The organism is Microbacterium laevaniformans, assembly GCF_016907555.1.
Lineage (GTDB): Bacteria > Actinomycetota > Actinomycetes > Actinomycetales > Microbacteriaceae > Microbacterium > Microbacterium laevaniformans.
The window spans coordinates 119,529-138,460 of sequence record NZ_JAFBCE010000001.1 but is presented as its reverse complement, the minus strand read 5'-3'; the positions used below and the strand labels follow the sequence as shown (position 1 = coordinate 138,460).

At 69.8% G+C, this 18,932-nt stretch carries 9 protein-coding genes; 3 read left to right on the top strand and 6 right to left on the bottom strand.

The genetic code is table 11. The features are described 5' to 3' along the window. From JOE53_RS00535 to JOE53_RS00525, 3 genes are read left to right on the top strand one after another with little or no spacing between them, the layout of a single operon-like run. Window positions 1-1,236: a glycosyltransferase gene (locus JOE53_RS00535; RefSeq protein WP_061681015.1), complete on the top strand. Its 1,236-nt coding sequence runs from the start codon at window positions 1-3 to the stop codon at window positions 1,234-1,236. Continuing rightward, entirely contained in the window at window positions 1,233-1,910 is a 678-nt protein-coding gene (locus JOE53_RS00530; protein ID WP_082784203.1) for a DUF4352 domain-containing protein, read from the top strand. Before JOE53_RS00535 ends, JOE53_RS00530 begins: the two co-directional genes overlap by 4 nt. Before the next feature lie 51 nt (window positions 1,911-1,961). Continuing rightward, complete coding sequence (locus JOE53_RS00525; RefSeq protein ID WP_061681019.1) at window positions 1,962-6,671, top strand: LamG domain-containing protein; 4,710 nt, start codon at window positions 1,962-1,964, stop codon at window positions 6,669-6,671. A gap of 22 nt (window positions 6,672-6,693) precedes the next feature. Here the strand turns inward: JOE53_RS00525 and JOE53_RS00520 are convergent, their stop codons facing one another. From JOE53_RS00520 to JOE53_RS00495, 6 genes are all read right to left on the bottom strand, one after another. Continuing rightward, the gene (locus tag JOE53_RS00520; protein WP_204946451.1) at window positions 6,694-9,303 is read right to left on the bottom strand and encodes a right-handed parallel beta-helix repeat-containing protein; all 2,610 of its coding nucleotides are present in this window, start codon (window positions 9,301-9,303) and stop codon (window positions 6,694-6,696) included. 134 nt (window positions 9,304-9,437) lie between these two features. After that, the gene (locus JOE53_RS00515; protein ID WP_204946450.1) at window positions 9,438-10,151 is read right to left on the bottom strand and encodes a CDP-alcohol phosphatidyltransferase family protein; all 714 of its coding nucleotides are present in this window, start codon (window positions 10,149-10,151) and stop codon (window positions 9,438-9,440) included. Then, on the bottom strand, window positions 10,148-15,517 hold the full coding sequence (locus JOE53_RS00510; RefSeq protein WP_204946449.1) for a PKD domain-containing protein: 5,370 nt from the start codon (window positions 15,515-15,517) through the stop codon (window positions 10,148-10,150). Before JOE53_RS00510 ends, JOE53_RS00515 begins: the two co-directional genes overlap by 4 nt. A gap of 59 nt (window positions 15,518-15,576) precedes the next feature. After that, on the bottom strand, window positions 15,577-16,203 hold the full coding sequence (locus JOE53_RS00505) for a hypothetical protein (RefSeq protein WP_204946448.1): 627 nt from the start codon (window positions 16,201-16,203) through the stop codon (window positions 15,577-15,579). Between the two features lie 64 nt (window positions 16,204-16,267). Beyond that, window positions 16,268-17,554 (bottom strand): O-antigen ligase family protein, encoded by a 1,287-nt coding sequence (locus JOE53_RS00500; RefSeq protein WP_204946447.1) that lies wholly within the window; start codon window positions 17,552-17,554, stop codon window positions 16,268-16,270. Next, on the bottom strand, window positions 17,551-18,876 hold the full coding sequence (locus tag JOE53_RS00495; protein ID WP_204946446.1) for a YveK family protein: 1,326 nt from the start codon (window positions 18,874-18,876) through the stop codon (window positions 17,551-17,553). Before JOE53_RS00495 ends, JOE53_RS00500 begins: the two co-directional genes overlap by 4 nt. Between the last annotated feature and the right edge of the window lie 56 nt (window positions 18,877-18,932).

Here is an 18,932-nt window from a genome sequence, read left to right as displayed (position 1 = left end):
ATGGTCTCCGCCGCACGCGGTCGTACTGTCCTGATCGCCAACCCCTCCGCCGACCTCTACGGATCGGACCGGATGATGCTCGAGGGTGTCCGCGGACTCGTCGAACTGGGCTGGCACGTGGTCGTGACAAGCTCGGACGACGGTCCTCTCATCCCGCTGCTGCGAGCCGCCGGCGCCGACGTCGTGTTCCTGGACGCGCCGGTGATCCGCAAGAGCGCCCTGCGGCCCGGGGGACTCGTGCGACTCATCCGCGAGATCGCCACGCAGACGCCGCGCATGCGTCGCCTGGTCGCCGATCTCGAAGCCGACGTGGTGATGGTGAACACGGTGACCATCCCGTTCTGGCTGCGCGCCGCACGGCGGGCGGGAGCCGCCAGCGTCGTGCACGTGCACGAAGCCGAATCCACGCTGTCGGCGCCCGCGCGCGCACTTCTGACCCGACCTTTGCGGTGGGCGAGCGGCGTCGTCTTCAACTCCCAGACCAGTCGTCGCGTGTCGGGGTCTGCATGGCTCGAGCGGCGCGATCGCGCCCGGGTCGTCCTGAACGGTATCGCCGGCCCCGACCGACCGTCGCCGGCCCGTATCCACCTCGATGGACCCCTGCGGGTCGTGTACGTCGGACGTCTGTCGCCGAGAAAGGGAGTGGATCTCGCCATCGATGCGATCGATCGCCTCCGGTCCGCGGGGATCGACGCGGAACTCGACATCGTGGGCGACGTCTTCCGCGGTTACGAGTGGTACGAACGACAGCTCCGCGAGCGGATCGCGCGGCTCGCACTCGAAGACCGCGTTCGTCTCGTCGGTTTCCAGCGGATGGTGTGGGACATCGTGTCCGCTGCCGACGTGGCGGTCGTTCCCTCCCGCGGGGACGAATCGTTCGGCAACGTCCTGATCGAGGCCCTGATGTGCGCACGCCCGGTGGTCGCCGCTGATCATTCGGGGCTGCGCGAGGCCTCCGGGGGGCTCGAAGCGGCCGTCCTCGTTCCGACCGACAGCGCCGATGGCCTCGCGAGAGGTCTCACCGGAGTGCGAGACGACTGGGCCGCAATGCGCGACCGGGCGTGGCGAGACGCCGAGACGGTGCGACGGCGCCACTCGCCGGACGCCTACCATCGCGCTCTGTCCGACGCACTCGCCGAGCGCATCGGAGATCTCGGCGCGCGAACGCCCGGTCGGACGGCGGCGTCGACGATGAGCGAGTCGGAACCCCTCGTGCTCGAGGGGAGAGGGCGATGAGGCGCACGGTCGCGACGTCCGCACGTCCCCGCCCCCGAGCCGCCACGATCGGTGCGGCAGCGGCAGCGCTCAGCCTGACCCTCGTTCTGACCACCACGGCCTGCTCCGCCCCGCTCCCGGAGGGGGCATCCGCCCCGGCAGCGACACCGGCGGCTCCGGCCTCCAGCGCACCAGTGTCCACGGGAGAGGCTGTCAGCGAAGCCCCCACGGCGTCACCCGCTGCCGACGCTCCCGTCGCGAAAGTCGGACGAGGCGGCGGCACCGCCACCGTGAGCGCGGCGGCATCCGCTCCCGATGCACCGGTGGTGTACGCGGACGGTGTCACGCTGCAGATCACGGATGTCTCGTACGCCACCGAGACGTCCCAGGGCCCCGGCACCTCGACCGGACGCGAGTTCGCGCGGCTCACCGTCGAACTCACCAACGGGTCGTCGCAGCCCATCGACGTCTCGACGTCGGTCGTGACGGTGCTGGATGCCGAGGGCAACCGTCTCACCCCGGTCTACACCCCGGAGTCCGGGGCGCGCGACTTCAGCGGCACCGTCGACCCGCGGCAGACCGCGACCGCGGTCTACGCGGTTGCCGCGCCGACCGACCACTCCGCCCCGCTCACGATCGTCGTCGACTTCGACGCGCTCCACACGTCCGCGGTGTTCCGCGGCGCGCTGACCTGACCCCGCCGTGTTCCGCCCGGCATCCGTTGCCCACTCCGCCCGAGGAGCATCATGACCCGACCCGCCGCGCACTCGTCGCGCCTCACCCGCTTGATCGCGCCCGTCCTGGCGGCTGCGGTGATCATCTCCGGCGGTCTTGCCGCCGCACCCGCCGCGGCGGCAGATACCGCGCCGGCCACACCGGAGACCGTGACCGTCGACCTGCTGCCGACCTGGCAGATCAACGGCGTCGTCTGGAGCCAGGCCGTCGTCGGCACCACCGTCTACGTGACAGGCAGCTTCACGAAGGCGCGGCCGCCGCAGGTCGCGGCGGGCGGCGCCGGCGAGATCGACGCCAACAACGTGTTCGCCTTCGACATCACCACCGGCAACCCCGTCGCGGGGTTCGCGCACGCCTTCGACGCCCAGGGACTCGTCGTCCGCGCCGCTCCCGACGGGAAGACCGTCTACTTCGGCGGCGACTTCACCACCGTCGACGGCCAGGCGCGTGCACACGTGGCCGCCTTCGACGTCGCGACGGGTGCGCTGACGCCGTGGGCACCGCGTACCGATGGACAGGTGCGCGCCTTCTCGTTCATCGGCGACACCGTATACGCGGGCGGGAACTTCCGCTCCAGCAACGGCCAGCCGCGCACCGAACTGGCGGCGTGGAGCGCGACGACCGGCGCGCTGACGTCGTGGGCGCCCACCGCGTCGGGCGACGGTTTCGTGTGGGACATGGTCACCAGTCCCGACTCGTCGCGGCTGATCGTGGCCGGATCCTTCACCCTGCTCAACGGCGCCGCCGCGTATGGAATGGGAGCCCTGGATGCCGCGAGCGGTGCAAGCCTGCCGTGGGCCGCTGTCGACCGCATCCGCAGCGCCGGTCTCAACGGGGCCATCTCCAGCCTGAGCACCGACGGCACCCAGGTCTATGGGTCGGGGTACGCGTTCGGCGCGGGAGCCTCCTTCGAGGGCACCTTCGCGGCCGACCCGTACACCGGAGCACTGAACTGGATCAACGACTGCCTCGGCGACACGTACTCCACCTTCCCCCAGAACGGCGTGCTGTACGTGGCGAGCCACCACCACGACTGCAGCGTCGTCGGCGGGTTCCCCGACACGAACCCGCGCTCGCGGTGGATGAAGGCGACAGCGGAGCCGACGACCCCCGTGGGCACGATCACGCGCAAGGACGCCTATGGGTGGGACTTCACCGGCCTGCCGTACGCGGGCCTGCTGAACTGGTACCCCGACCTCGACTTCGGCTCGTACACGTCCGCCCGCCAGGCCGCGTGGAGCGTCACGGGCAACAGCAACTACGTCGTCCTCGGCGGCGAATTCCCTAAGGTGAACGGCATCGCCCAGCAAGGTCTGGCCCGGTTCGGCAAGCGCACCGCGTCACCGCATCTGAGCGGTCCGATCTACACCGCCGCGATGACGCCCACACCGTACTCGAACGAGCGCGGGCTGGTGCGTGTGCCGTTCAGCAGCGCGTGGGACCGCGACGGAGCGGCCATCACCTATGACGTCTTCCGCAGCCCCGCGACCAAGATCGCCACGTTCAGCCGCACCGACGGTCGCTTCTGGTCGCTGCCGAGTCTCAGCATCGTCGACAGCGGACAGACTCCCGGCAGCCAAGTGCGTTACCAGGTGAGAGCAAAGGATGCCGACGGCAACATCCAGTGGAGCGCGTGGTCACCCTGGATCACCGTCTCCGACGCGGCCACCTCCGCGTACCGCGCCGCCGTCCGCGCCGGCGGAGCCTCGCACTACTGGCGACTCGGAGAGCCGAGCGGGGCCACGCGACTGTTCGATGATGTGGGCGACGCTCCCGGCATCCCCACCGGGCTCACGCTCGGAGCGTCCGGGGCGCTGCAGGGCGACACGGATGCCGCGATCACGTCGGCCGGCGGCAGTACGCCACGCATGACGACGGTGGATGCGCTGCCGAGCGACACGGCGGTGTCGGTCGAGGCCTGGGTGAACACCACGAGCACACGCGGAGGGCGCATCGTCGGCTTCGGGGACTCCGCCGCCGGGACCTCGTCCTCCGGCGGCACCGACCGCGTGCTCTACCTCGACACCGCCGGACGCGTGAACTTCTCCATCAACGATGGCGCCTACCGCACCGTGTTCAGCCGCGGCAGCGTGAACGACGGCCAATGGCACCACCTCGTCGGCACGGTCGACGGCACGGGGATGCAGCTCTTCGTCGACGGTGTACGCGTCGGGCGCTCCCAGGCGGCGACCACGCCGAAGTCCTACACGGGCTACTGGCGCATCGGGGCCGACCAGACGTCGGGCTTCACGAATCGTCCCACCGACGCCGGGCTCGCCGGCAGCATCGACGACGTCGCGGTCTACCCGAAGGCGCTCTCGCAGACGGATGTGCAGTCGCACTACACCGTGAGCGGTCGCACGGGCGCATGGGGCACCGCCGGGTCGGACGCGTACGGCACAACGGTGTCGGCCGATCGACCCGATCTGTACTGGCGTCTCGACGAAGCCACGGGCACCGCACTCACCGACGCCGCCGGCGGCGGTCCGGTCGGAGCACTGTCCGGTACCGTCACACGCGCCGTCGGCGGGATCACCCCCGGCAGTAGCGCCACCACCTTCAACGGGAGCACAGCGCTCGGAGTCGCTCAGGAAGCGTGGGACGCTCCGCAGGCGTTCAGCGCAGAACTGTGGGTCAAGACCACGAGCACGAAGGGTGGCAAGCTCATCGGGTTCGGCAACACGTCCTCCGGGCTGAGCAGCAGCTACGACCGGCACGTCGTGATGCAGAGCAATGGACGCGTGAACTTCGGCACGTACAACGGTACGCAGAACACCATCACGAGCACGAACGCCTACAACGACGGCCAGTGGCACCACATCGTCGCCTCGCAGGGAGCCGACGGGATGAAACTGTGGATCGACACGCAGCTCGTGGCGAGTTCGCCGGTGACCACCGCACAGGTCTACCGCGGCTTCTGGCGCATCGGTGGCGACAAGACCTGGGGCAACACGTCGAGCAACTACATCGCCGGCACCCTCGATGAGGTCGCCGTGTATCCGAGCGTCCTCAGCGAGAGTCGTGTGCGCGCGCACTTCGCCGCGGCGGGCCGCGTACCGAGCGAACGCGCACCGGTGCCTTCGTTCACGGTCGCTTCGACCTATCTCACGACGACCGTCGACGGCTCCGCGACGACGGATGCCGACGGCAACCTCGCCACCTACGCATGGAACTTCGGCGACGGCACGAGCGCGTCAGGACCGACGGCGACGCACACCTACGCCGCCGCCGGCACGTACACGATCACGCTCACCGCCACGGACGCGACGCTTCTCACCGGCGCACTGTCGAAGACCGTGACCGTGGCGCCGAACCAAGCGCCCACCGCGGCCTTCTCCCCCACCATCGACCATCTCGCCCTCAGCGTGGACGGCAGCACATCGCACGACAGCGACGGCTCCATCGCCGCCTTTGCGTGGGACTTCGGCGACGGAACCTCAGCCTCCGGGACGAACGCCGCGCACACCTACGCCGCTCCGGGCGACTACACGGTGCGGCTCACGGTGACCGACAACGACGGGATGACGGGCACGGTGACGCGCGTGGTGACGGCGAGCGCCGTTCCGAACCAACCGCCGACAGCAGCCTTCACGGAGACGACGGACTTCCTCTCCGTGAGCGTGGACGCCAGCGCCTCCACCGACCCCGATGGCACCATCGCTTCGTTCGCGTGGGACTTCGGCGACGGATCCACGGGCGCGGGAGCGACGGCCTCGCACGTCTACACATCGGCCGGCACCTACACGGTCTCGCTGGTGACGACAGACGACAAGGGGGCCACCACCACCGCGTCCCACGCGATCACAGTGGTGGCCGATCAGCCGCCGGTCGCCGCGTTCGTCACCGGGGTGACCGACCTTCGTGTTGCCGTCGATGCCACCGGCTCGACGGACCCGGACGGCAGCATCGCCTCGTATACCTGGGATTTCGGAGACGGGACGAGCGCGACAGGCGCCACCGCCGTGCATGACTACGCGGTGGCCGGGTCCTACACGATCTCGCTGACCGTGGCCGACGATCACGGTGCGACATCCGCACAGACCGCTCCCGTGACGGTCACGGCCCCGCGGGTATGGGCGCGCGACGACTTCGAGCGCACCGTCGCCAGCGGTTGGGGCGCTTCCGATGTGGGCGGAGCCTGGGCGATCACACCGAACACGGCGACGGCGGTCGGCAAGTTCTCCGTCTCCGGCGGAACAGCGAAGGTCACGCTGTCGGCGGGCAACTCGTACACGGCGTCGCTGCCCGCGGCGACCGCGTCGACCGACGCCGAGGAGCGGTTCACCGTGACGTTCAGCCAGCCGTCGACCGGGGGCGGGTACTACTTCTCCGCGATCGGTCGACAGGTCGATGCCGCGAACGACTATCGGGCGAAGGTGCGTGTGGCCTCGACGGGAGCCGTGGCCGTGTGGCTCACCCGCACGGTGGCGGGCACCGAGACCGTGCTGACGAGCCTGACCATCCCGAACACGACGGTGACCGCCGGCGATGCACTCAGCATCCGCTTCCAGGTGAGCGGGGCCAACGCGACGAGCCTCAAGGCCAAGGTGTGGCGCACCGCGACGGCGGAGCCCGCATCGTGGACCCTGACATCGTCCGACGCCACTCCGGCCCTCCAAGTGCCCGGCGTCGTCGGCATCAACAGCTACCTGTCCGCCAGCGCCACCGCGGTTCCCGTGCAGTACTCCTACGACGGCTTCTGGGCCGGACCCGCGAAGTAGTTCCGACGGGGTCGGGCGCCGATCACGGCATCCGCGCCCCGACCCCGTCGACCGATCCCGTCCACCACGCCGCTGCGCGCGGAGGGCGGGGTTGCGCGACACCTGGGTGCGACACATCGCCCAGCAGAGAACCGGTGGGGGTGGTCACCGGGCGACCGTCGATGGAGATCGAGTGCAGGTCCTGGCCCGTGATCGCACGGTAGCCGTCGAGCGTCGTGAAGCCGAAGGGATTCACGTTCGCGGCGCCCCGGGACCATACGACGAGCCACGCGGGCTGCGATGCTCCCGTGCGCTGGAAGATGTTGCCGTCCGATCGGATGTTCAGCTCACTCGCGGCGAAGCGGTGCGAGTAGTCCTCGACACACAGGGTGCACGCGCCGCTGCTGCCTCCCACCACATTGTTGCCGAGGGCGATGTCCCGGATCGTCCACGGCATGTCGGGGTCGGGGAACGGACGCCGCGGATCGTGGCCAGGGACGGACGCGTCCTCCTGGCTGCGAGAGTCTTGGACGATGTTGATCGTCCGGTTTCCGCCGACGATCGTGTTGTTCCAGATCTGCACGTCGCCGGTGTTGTTGATCTTCAGCGCATTGCCGCCGTTCCCGACGATGAGATCGTCGACGATGTCGACCTTCTGAGTCAGCTCGATGAAGGCGCCGTGCCCGAGATTGCCGATCAGGTCGCTCCTGGCGATCGTGAGATCGAAGACGGACTGGTCCGTCCAGATCCCCGGGCCGTCGTTGCGGAGGAAGGCGGAATCGACGACGCGAACACCGCGCGACTTGGCGATCTTCACGCCCCCCGACACCGGAGCCTGGTTGAAGTGCTCCGCGTTGTTCTCGAGGGCCAGGACGTTCTCGAGACGCAGATCGTCCGCCAGGTTCGCCCCGATGCCCAGCAGACCGTTGCGAGCGAGGGTCACGTCGCGCAGAGTCGCGCGCGCGGCCCCCACGAACACTCCCGTCGTCGCGTTGTCGGCGACGGTCACCCCCTGAAGGGTGACATCCGGCGCCTCGATCGTCACGGTGCCCATCATCCAGACCGATGTCGCATATCCCCGGATGCCGATGTCACGGATGACCGTGCCGGCGCCTCGGATCGAGAGCGCCTTGGTCTCCGATGACGCGCGCACCTGATGGCTCTCCGGCGAGGAACCGATGTACAGGCGATCGGCGGCGGTATCCACGAAGAAGGTGCCGGGACGCACCTGATCGCGACTGCCGACCTGTGCCAGCGCCGCGCCGTCGATCCAGATCTGGTCGGGATGGGCCGCCATCGGGTGTCCCGCGCTGATCCACTGCCATCCGCTGGTCGTGCCGTCGGGGGCACCACGGGTGAACGTGGGGCTGGAATCGAACTGCGCCGTCCACCCGTCGACGACCCACGTCGTTCCGGCGCTGCGCCACCCGGTGACGGGGCGAGCGCCGTCGAGCCAGACCTGCGCACCGGGCGCGGATTGGATCGTCACGCGCTTACCGGCCGGTACGGTGACGTTCTCGTTGTAGGTGCCGCTGTGGACGACGATGACGGCACCGGTGCTGGCGCGGTCGACAGCGCTCTGGATGGTGGAGAAGGGTGCGGAGGCCGACCCGGTGCCCCCGGCGCGTGCGGAACCGTCGACGATGACGGCGCCGACCGGAATCGGCGCGCTGGACACGCCCGGCAACGGGGCACCACGGTGGCGCCGTGTGCCGGACTCGTCCCAGGTGAGCGTGGAGCTCGACGACGGGTCGGGCTGCACGGACGGAGACGGAGTCGGCGCGGGGGACGGCGTCGGCGCGGGTGTCGGGGACGGCGCGAGTGTCGGGGACGGCGTCGGGGAGGGGCGCGGCGTCGACGGCTGCGACGGCGTGGGCTGAGGGCTGTTGCTGCCGGGACCGGCCCCCGTCGGCGCGACGGCGACACGGTAATCGTCGAAGACGAACTGCTGAGCAGACGAGCTGCTCGAGAGGTAGCCGCCCACGCTGACCGCGCCGGCGGCGGCGAGACGGGCCGAGCTCGCGTCCGTGGCGGCGAGCCGGGTGGTGACACCACCGACCGTCACGACGGCGTCGACCGCCACGGAAGTAGTGCCCCTCACACTCGCTTCGAGGACGATGGAGGTGTGGGCGCGGAGCCGGGTCGAGAGGGTGGTGCGAGCGAGCACGACTTGGCGTGATCCGGTGACTCGGAGCGCCTCGAGCACCGCGGAGCCCTTCGGATCGACGACCACCTGCACGTGGTAGAACCCGGAGGCGGTCTTGCGCGCCTGCAGATTCAGATACACCCCGCGTCCGAACGCGGGAAGGCTCGGCACCGTGAAGGCGACCGATTGCGTCGTGTCCAGCGCTGTGAGCCCGGACGGCGATGCGGCCACCGACGTTCCGGGAACGCGGATGACCGCACGCGCCGCTCCGCCCGAGACGGAGAAGGCGCGCGGGTCGGACATTCGGTACGTGGCCGCGCCCGAGGCCCCGCCGAGTCCCGTCGCGACGCTGCGCTGCATGTCGTCCGCGAAGACCACGGCGGGTGCCGCAGCGGTCACAACCGTCGGCGAGGAGGCGATGTCACGATCGACGGCGAGGGCGGCGGTGGGAACGCCGCCGGCGAGGAGCGCGCTGACGAGAAGGACGGCAGACGCCGTGGAACGCATGAGGAGTCTCTTTCTCCCCAAGAGTCCACCACGCGGCAACGATCGCACGCGGGGTGTGTCGAGCGTAGCAAGTGCGCAGAGCGCCCTTGCCGACTATGAGACTCTTCTCACCGCGAGCGCGGCGCACCGCGCGCTCATCCGAGGTGCTTCATGCGGCGAAACCACACCGGCAGCGCCGCAACGAGGTGCGCGAGAGCCGTCAACGCGAGCATGGAGTACACCACGACGAACACCGGCGGTGCTCCCCACAGCACGAACGAGAGACACCAGACCCCGTAATCGACAGGGAGCCCGAGGATCGATCGCAGCGGCGACGATCCTCCCGCCTCCGCCGCCTGGGCCACGCCGGCGCGAGCGCGCAGCAGATCGTTCAGGATCATCCCGAAGAACGCGACCGTCGCAACGATCGTGAAGCCCAGCGGTACCAGGATCCACGCCACCGGCGCATCGAAGAAGCGCAACGCCCCGACGGCGACCGCCACGTGCAGACTGACCAGCTTGGCCGCATCGACCACGTGATCGAGCCACTCGCCGGCCAGAGACCCTCCGCCGCGCAGCCGGGCGACCTGCCCGTCTGCGCTGTCCCAGGCGTAGCCCGCGGCGAGCAGCAGCCAGACGACGACGCCGAGGAGCAACGACGGAGGTACCGTCGCGAGAAGGACGATCCCCGTGAATGTCAGCCCGGCACTGACGGCGGTCACCTGATTGGGTGTCAGCCCGACCGCGTATGCGCCGGCCGCGATGACCCGGCCGACCGGACGGTTGACGTAGAGCGAGTACGCCGGAGCTCCGCGTCCCCGGCCCTTCTGCGCGGCGCCGAGCTGCGCGTAGGCCGCTGCGACGGTCACGGCACCACGACCTTCGCCTGGAAGTCATCCACGAGCACGACGAACGGCAGGCCTGTGAAGCCCGTGCCCGCGTAGGTGGTGAAGCCGGTGAAGCCCGCCGACTGCAGCGCCGCCGTGGTGTCGGTGGTGCTCAGCTGCCATGCCGAGGGCTCCGCGGTGCCCGCGGGCCAGATCTTGCTGCGCAGAGCGGTCGTCCCCGTACCGTCCACCTGCACGCGCACGGTGTACACGGTGTTGGCCGCGAGGGTGAATCCGGGAAGATCGAGCGAGGCCAGCACCGTGCCGCCGCGCGCGAGCTGCGCCTGCACGCCCCCACCCGGCGCGATGACCCACCGCGCGCGGTAGTCGTCCGACCCGACGACGCGGCCGAGGGCGGAAACGTACATGCGCGCTCCGGTCGGCAGCGCCGGCAGTGCGAACCCGAAGGTGAGATCGGTGCTCGCCGAGGTCGTCGCGTTCAGCGTCGCCGAGCGCGTCTGTCCCGCGGCCTGCGAGGTGAGCTTCGCCCTTCCTGCGTCGATCGCGACGTTGGCGGTGCCCTGGGTCTGGGTCCACGTGCCGCCCACGACCGCCACGCCCAGCGCAGTGCCGGAGGCGCGACCGAAGTCGTCGGCCGCGAACGGCGCAGCCGCGGGGGCGGCGACGGTGACGGCGCTCGTCGTCATGCCTGTCGCCCCCTTGTCGTCGGTCACGGTGAGCTTCACCGTGTAGGTTCCCGATGCCGCGTAGGCGTGTGTGGCCGTGACCCCTGTGCCGCTCGTCCCGTCGCCGAAGTCCCACGCGTAAGCGGATACGGTGCCGTCGGCATCCGTCGACGCAGACCCGTCCACGGCGATCGACAATCCCGAAGGCGTCGCCGTGAAGGCCGCGGTCGGTGCCTGGTTCGGCGGTCCGGCCGGCGCGGTGACCGTCACCGATGTCGACGAGCTCCCCGTCGCACCCTTGTCGTCCGTGACGGTGAGTTTCACCGTATAGGTGCCCACGGTGGCGTAGGTGTGCGAGGCGGTCGCTCCCGTGCCCGATCCCCCGTCGCCGAAGTCCCAGGCATATGCCGACACGGTCCCGTCCGCATCGGAGGACGCGGAGCCGTCGACGGCGACCGACAGCCCCGAGGGGGTCGCCGTCACCGCGGCGACGGGCGGCTGGTTCGCGGGGGCGGTCCCCGCGGACGATCCCGTCCAGAGGTTGTCGAACCCGGTCTCGAACGGAACGTTCGTCGCTCCCCCGCCGAGATAGACGCCCAGCCCGACAGAGCCGGCCGCCTGCAGTGCCGCGGTGGCGTCGCTCGCCGTCGCGGTCCATGCCGCCGGTTCGGCGGTGCCCACCTTCCAGACCTTGACGCGCAGCGCCGTCGGTGCCGTGCCGACCGCCTCGACACGCAGGTGCAGCGCATCGCCCGCGGCGACGTTCAGCGTCGTGCCCACGTTGGTGAGCGTGGTCGTCGTCTGCAAGAGCTGCACGGTGACCCCGCCCGACGGGGCGACGATCACGCGCGCACGGTAGTCGACGGCGCCGACGCGCCGTGCGTGCACCGTCGCATACGCGCTGGCGCCCACCGGCCGCTGAGCGAAGCTGATATCGACGTTCACCGCAGTGTCGGTCGAAGACACACCCGTCAGGTACGCGTAGCGCTGCGCCGTGGCGGAGGGCTGGATGAAGACGGCCTTCGTCCCATCGACCCGGTAGTTGGACGCCGTGTTCGACAGTGTCCATGCACCGCCGTTGTCGGCCGTGCCGAGTCCGGATGCCACCGTACGGTTGAACGAGTCGTTGGCGTACGTCGACCCCACCACCGGCGCCGTGACGGTCACGGGGATCGCCTGCGTCGCCGTGGCGCCGTCGTTGTCCGTCACGGTGAGCGTGACCGTGTACGAGCCGGCAGTGGCGTAGGTGTGGGATGCCGTCGCTCCGGCGCCCGCGGGGGTCCCGTCGCCCCAGTTCCAGGCGTAGGAGGTGACCTGACCGTCACTGTCGGTCGATCCACCGCCGTCCACGGAAATGGTCAGGTCCGCCGCCGTCGAGGTGAAGGACGCGGCGGGCGCCTGGTTGGCGACCGCGGTGACGGGCGTCGAGGACACACCCGTCGCCCCCTTGTCGTCGGTCACCGTGAGCGTCACGGTGTACGTGCCGGCCGCCGCGTAGGTGTGCGTTGCCGTTGCACCGGTGCCGTCCGGCGACCCGTCTCCCCACGACCAGCTGTACCCGGCGACCGTCCCGTCGCTGTCGCTCGAGCCCGTACCGTCGACCGCCACGGCGAGTTTGGTGACCGCCGAGGTGAACGACGCGGTCGGCGGAACGTTCGCCGGCGTCCCCGTCGCGCCGAGCGCGTAGTGCTGCACGACGTCGCTCGCCGCGAGCGGCATCGGATACACCGCGACCTCGTCGATCTGTCCGTCGAACTCCCAGTCACCCGGGCCCCAGGTGACGTCGCCGCCGACGTGCCAGTAGCCGGTGTAGTCCTGCGCGTTGGCCTGACCGTTCGACCCCTTCAACGCGCCGTCGACATAGAGCCTCATGCCCTCGGCGCCCTGCGTGGCGACGACGTGGTGCCACGCACCGTCGTTGTAGCCCGGCGCCGTCTGGAGCGTCTCACTGAAGCCGACCCATACGCCGTAGATCAGGCTGCCGTCCGGCGTCATGTAGACGTGCCGATCGTAGTTGTTGGAGTTTCCGTCGGGGCTGTTGCCGAACCCGATGATCTTTCCGCCGGTCGTCGTCGATGTCTTGAACCAGGCCTCGAGCGAATACGAACGCGGGTTGGAGAACGTGTTCTTGCTGATCACCTGCCCACCGGAGAACGTCGCCGCCGTGTTGCTCACTCCACTCAGCGCACCCGCCGCGCCTTGTGCGACCGCGCCGACGTAGGTGCCGGGTTGGCCGAAGCCGGAGGCGTCAGCGGCGATGTTTCCGGAGCTCTCTCCGAGCCGCCAGTACAGCGACGGCTCGAGCGTGTAGACGGCGGCGCCGTAGGCATCGGCGGGCGCCGTGGCGGCGGCGAGCGTGCGCCCCGAGGCGACGTAGTGGGCGGCCACCTGCTGGCGGGTCAGCGGCGCGCCGTAGATCGCGACGTCGTCGATCGCCCCGGCGAAGAACGCGGCACCGGACCACGGGCTGTCGCCGCCGACCCGCCAGTAGCCGCTGTAGGGCTGAGCGGAGGTGACGTCGGTGCGCATCGCGACGCGCACGCCGTCCACGTACAGGACCATGCCGCCCGAGCTCAGGCCGGCCGAGATCTGATGCCACTGACCGTCGTTGTACGACGCCGAGGACGTGATCGTCTGGACCGAACCGGGGTAGACACCGAAGGTGATGCGGCCGTCCGGCTCCATGTACACATGCCGGTCGTAACTGCCCGACGTTCCGGTCGAGCTGTTTCCGAACCCGACGATCTTGCCGCCTGCCGTCGTGGTCGTCTTGATCCAGGCCTCGATGCCGAAGGTGTCGGGACCTGCGATCTGCTGCGTCGTGGATGCGAATCCGGCGCTCGATCCGTCGAAGGTGGACGACGGGCGCGTGTCATTGAGCATCGCGCCGGCGCTCCCTCTGGTGACTCCGCTGTTGACCGTGAGGTCGGCGGCGCCGGCCCAGTCGTAGGACAGGGTGGAGGAGTCGTCGTCGAGCGGCCAGTAGTCCAGGGGGGTGTCGGCCAGCACGGCGTCGCGATACGCACTCGCGGTCGAGGTCCCCGTAGCGGTCACCGTCGCCGTCCCACCCAGGATGGAATGACCCTGCGCATCGGTCGCCCGCACCCGATAGGTGTACGTCGTGCCGTTGGACACCGAGTTGTCGATGTAGGCCATCGCCGCCAGACCCCAGTCGGGCGACTTCGATCGGACGTTCTCAAAGGTCTTCACGACGACGTTGTTGCGCAGCACCTCGTACGTCAGGAACTCGCTGTCACGGTCGTAGTTGAGCGGCCAGCTGACGCGGACGGATCCCCCGGACAGCGCGATCGCCGTCGCCGGCCACGCCGTGTTCCACAGCAGGGGCCCCTGCGCATTGGTCGACTTCGATGGGACCGCGAAGCGCACGAGACCCTGTTGCCCCGTGTTGTTGACGCGGGTGAACTCGCCGCCGTAGACGAGGTACTGGGAGTTGCCGTTGACCGTCCAGGGTCCCTGCGAGGCGCCGCTGACCGAGCCGGCGTTGAAGCTGGGGAACCAGTGCAGCAGCCGAGGTGCCGGGTTGCCGCCGAAGTCGAAGTAGCCGTTGTTGAGCCCAGACGGCGTGATCCGGGCGGGCTCGTTCGTCACCGCGATGCCGCGGTAGAAGGTCCAGGGTTCGCTCTGGGGGAAACCGTCCTCCAGGCTGCCGCAGTAGTGCGGATGACCGGCGGCGTACACGGCGTCGCCCATGGGCTGCACGTCGTATTCATCGCCGTGGCAGTCGTTGACCCAGATGAGGTCGCCGGTGGCCCAGGAGGATCGGAAGCTGCCCTCCAGATTGCCGCCGTCGCCGAACACGTAGCCGGTGCCGTAGAACGATCCGGCACCGTCGGATTTGAGCGACATGATCGACGCGTCGAGCCCGGCGTTGCGGATCACATTGTTGGTCTGGAACGGCAGCAACGAGGCATCCGCGGCACTCACCATCGCGAGGCCGTACCCGGGATTGCTGCTGCCGTTGAGCGTCTGGAAGTTGCCGCCGAGGACCACCTTGGTGCCGTCGGGCGAGACGACCACGACGCGACCCTGGCGTCCCTCGAGCACGGGGGCCCACGGCAGGAGCGCCCCGGCGCGTGTGACCGCGGCGGCGCCGGCGCGGTCGTTTCCCGACATGCGGCCGAAGGTGCCGGTGAGATACACCGTTTCGTTCGTCGCCGCGACGCCGGAGGTCACTCCATTGGAGTTCGGGTTGAAGGTCGAAAGGGTCCCGCTGGGCAGATCGAAGGCGGCGACGCGGTTGCGCGTCTGACCGTTGACGGTCGTGAAGTCGCCGACGATGTAGAGGCGGGTGCCGTCGGGCGACGCCTCGACCTGGCGCACCTGCGCGTTGATCGACGGCGCGAACGACGTGATGAGGTTGCCCGTCGTGATGTCGTACGCCAGGAGGTTGCTGCGCGGCGTCTCGTTCGTTCCGGCCGCCGCCCCCGCCGGGCGGGCCGAGGTGAACTTGCCCGCCGCGTAGACCACATTGCCGACGACGGCCTGGTCCCAGACGATGCCGTTGATCTGGACGGTCGGCAGCGCATCGGCCGTGACGGTCGACGGCGTGCCCTCCGGCGGACTGACATCCGCACGCGCGGGCGCAACGACGACGAGACTGCTGACGATGACGGCGGCGGCAGCCGCAAGAACCGTCGCGATGATCCGCGTCTGCTGTCCGCTGACGCCGGTACGAATGCGCACCATGACTCCCCCAGTCATCCCTCGCAGCCGGATCCCCATCCGTTGATGCCGCGAAGGCGATAATCCCCCCAAGCCTCCTACGGCCGCGGGCCGACGAAGACGATGTCTGGCTCAGACGCCAGCAGGTCGACGGTAACACGGATATCCCCCTCCGCCGCAAGGGGTGCGACGAAGGTGAAATCCGCGGTGGCCTCGGCGCCCGGAGCAACCGATGCCGGGAACACGCGCGCCTTCTTGTCGGTCACGGCGATGCCCGGCGTGCGATCGTCTCCCCCGTAGGTCAGGTTGACGCCCGCCGCGCCGGTGTCGATGGGTGCCGAGCCGTTGTTGACGACGCGCACCGACACGGTGATGGCGTCGCCGCTCGGCTCGCCGGGCACATCGCCCGTGAACGTGCCCGTCGTCACCGCGACGAGCTGCACCGTCGCGCCGGCCACCGCTGGTGCAGGCTGGTCGAGAGGCACCTCGGCATCCGTCGGCGGCTTGGTGATCTCGGTCGTCGAACCCGCCGCGGGTGTCTCGAACGCCGTCGGCTGCGGCGTCGGCGTCGCCCACGACGGGCTCGGAGACGCGGCCGCGGATGCGTCCGGCTGGCCCTGGCCGACCACCGCCCACACCACGCCGCCGACCAGCAGCGCCGCCACGACCACGAAAACGATCCACGGAGCGCGTCCGCGTCCGGCTGTCGGCATGTCTTGTGCCATGCGAAAAGCACCTCCCCCATGTGCCCCGCGCCGCGGCGGGCCCCAGTTCCCCGCGTGCGCTCCCTCAGCGTACGCCCGGCATCGTCACAGAGCGAGCACGAGTTTGGTTCTCGTGACCCGGCGGCCCGGACGCCTGTCGCGACCTTCTGGTCAGCAGCGCCGAAAGCGTCACGAACAGGAGGAACGGCATCGCACTGTCGACCATGCCGCTCTCGGTGAATGTGCGGATGACGAACATCGCGAGCAGCGGCAGCAGAAGTCCGCGCCGCGAGGCGGCCGTGACAGCGGTGACCACGCACCATGCCACCAGCAGACCGATGAGCAGCACTCCGAGCAGACCTGCCTGCGCCAACAGCGACACCCAGCTGCTGTCGAGCACCTGGGACGAGCGCCACTTCTCCTGGACCGCGACTTCCTTCACCGACAGACCCACACCGAGCCATCGCTGCCACGACGCCCAATCCCAGCCGAGAACCACCTGCCAGCCCGTGAGACGGGAGTCCAACGCGGTGCTCTCCGCCGACGTGCCCCCGCGGCTGGCGAGCCCATCCACGACGCGCGTGAAGACGATGACACCGTAGATGAGAGGAACGAAGACGAGAAGCGTGTAGAGGACGCCGCGCCGTCGCACACCATTGGTGACCAGCGCCACGATCGCCCCGACGAGGATCCCGACGAGGGCGATGCGCGACCCGGTTGCCACGACGATGCCGAAGAGCACGACGCTCGCGATCACCGGCGACACCCGCAAGCCGCGGCGCAGGATGAGAACGACGAGGGCGATGAGCGGAAGGGCGGCGAGTCCGGCGAGCTCGTTCGGATGGATCTCCGGGATGCCGCCGCCCAGACGGCCCTTGACGAGCGTCCGCGCGCCCGTCGCGGCGGCGACCACGGCGAGAATCCCCATCGCTGTCAGCAACGCGGCGACGGCCCGATCCCACGGCGCGTTCGTCAGCAGAAGCAGCAGGGTGGCCATGACGATGAACACCCGCACGACCAGCACGGCCGTTGCGGAGCCGTTGCCGGCGACGACACCGCCGAGGAGACTGATCATGAGGGTGACGGCGATCACCGCCGCGGGTCCGAGACCCACCGGCATCCGTCGGCGCGTGAAGAGGGTCAAGCCGACGGCCCCGCCCAGTGCGACCACGGCGATCGCGGCCTTCGCGACGACCACCGGATCGAGCCCGCCCGTGTAGAACGACTGCGGACGCCACGGGATGACGCTGACGATCACCAGCAGGAACAGCGCGACGAGCGCCGCGAACCGCCGACGCGTCGGCCGCGAGGCATCCGCGTGGACGCCCCCGTGCACCCGTTGCCCGCGCATCCCGAGCCCTGCGGACGTCATGGCCGTGCGGCCGAGCCCGTTCCGGCGGTCCCCACGGGCACCGCATCGCGCCAGGTCTCGGTCACGACGCCGGACGCATGTCGGGCGGCACCGGTCAGGACGACGCCCAACGGATGCACGTCCACGAAGGAGAGCTTGGTGATCAGGGCCGACAGCGCCGATGCCGCCGTCGATCCGCTCCGCACCGCGACCACGACTCCGGTGGCGTCGTCGACGAGTTCTCGCACCACGGCGACGGATGCGGCATCCACCACCACCACGACGACGTCGACATGCGCCCGCAGGGTCGAGCGGAGGGCGGGCAGTGCGTCCTGCAGCGCTGCCGCCGCGACCGGCAGAGGATCGGCGAACTGCCGGCCCGCGGCCTCACACACCGCGGCGTCGACGTCCTCCCCGTCGAGCACCTCGGCGAGCGAGCGCGTCTCGGCCGCGGCGTCGGATGTGGCGCGCGTCTCCAGGATCGTGACGGTACGGCCCGCAGCAGCGAAGGCAGCCGCCAGACCACTGCGCTCCGCCTGCCCGATGGCATCGTCCGAAGCGGTCAGAACGAGCACGGACGAGAGGTCGCTGCCGCCCAGCACCCCGAGATTGGCGACGGTCTCGTCGAAGGCGACGGACTCGTCCTCGTCGTCCGAACGCCTCCAGCGGCGACGGCGGGGGATGCGCCCGACGACACGGATGCCCACGAGGCGGCGCACGTCGGAGATGGTGATGACGTTGCGGTTGGTCACCGTGCGATAAACGGCGACGATCCCGCCGACCGCCAGCCCGACGATCAGTCCGAGCCCGACGATCGCGAGCGTCTGCGGAGACACCGGCGCGAGCGGTTCGACCGCCGGCAGCACCACGGTGAGGTTCACCTGGTAGCGCTCATCGGCGTCGGAGTTCTCCGTCGACTGGATGAGTTTCGACAGGTGCGCTGCGGCCGCATTCGCGACCGCCGCGCTGAGCTGCGCAGTGGGAGCCTCGGCGCGCACGACGAGCAGCACGGTGTCGGTCGTGTTGTCCGCCGACACCATCTTTCGCAGGTCGCGATCGCTGTACTCGTCGGCGGAGAGGTGCAGATCGCTGCGGATGCCGGCGATGACCTCCGGACTGTCGACGAGCTCCGGATACGAACGGATCCGCGCGAGGCTGAACTGGTTGCGCTCGAACAGCGACGCTTCCTTCGAGTCCACCTGCAGCATCAACGTCGATGTCGATGCGTACGTCTCCGGCAACAGCTTCGCGATGCCGTAGGCGCCACCCGCGCCCAGCAGCGCGAAGATCAGGACCAGCAACCACCCTTCGCGGAGTATCCGCGCGTACGGGACGTCCTCCATGCTCCCCACCCCCCAAGATGAGCCCGAGCGCCGGACGTACCCCTGTTCCCCCGCCC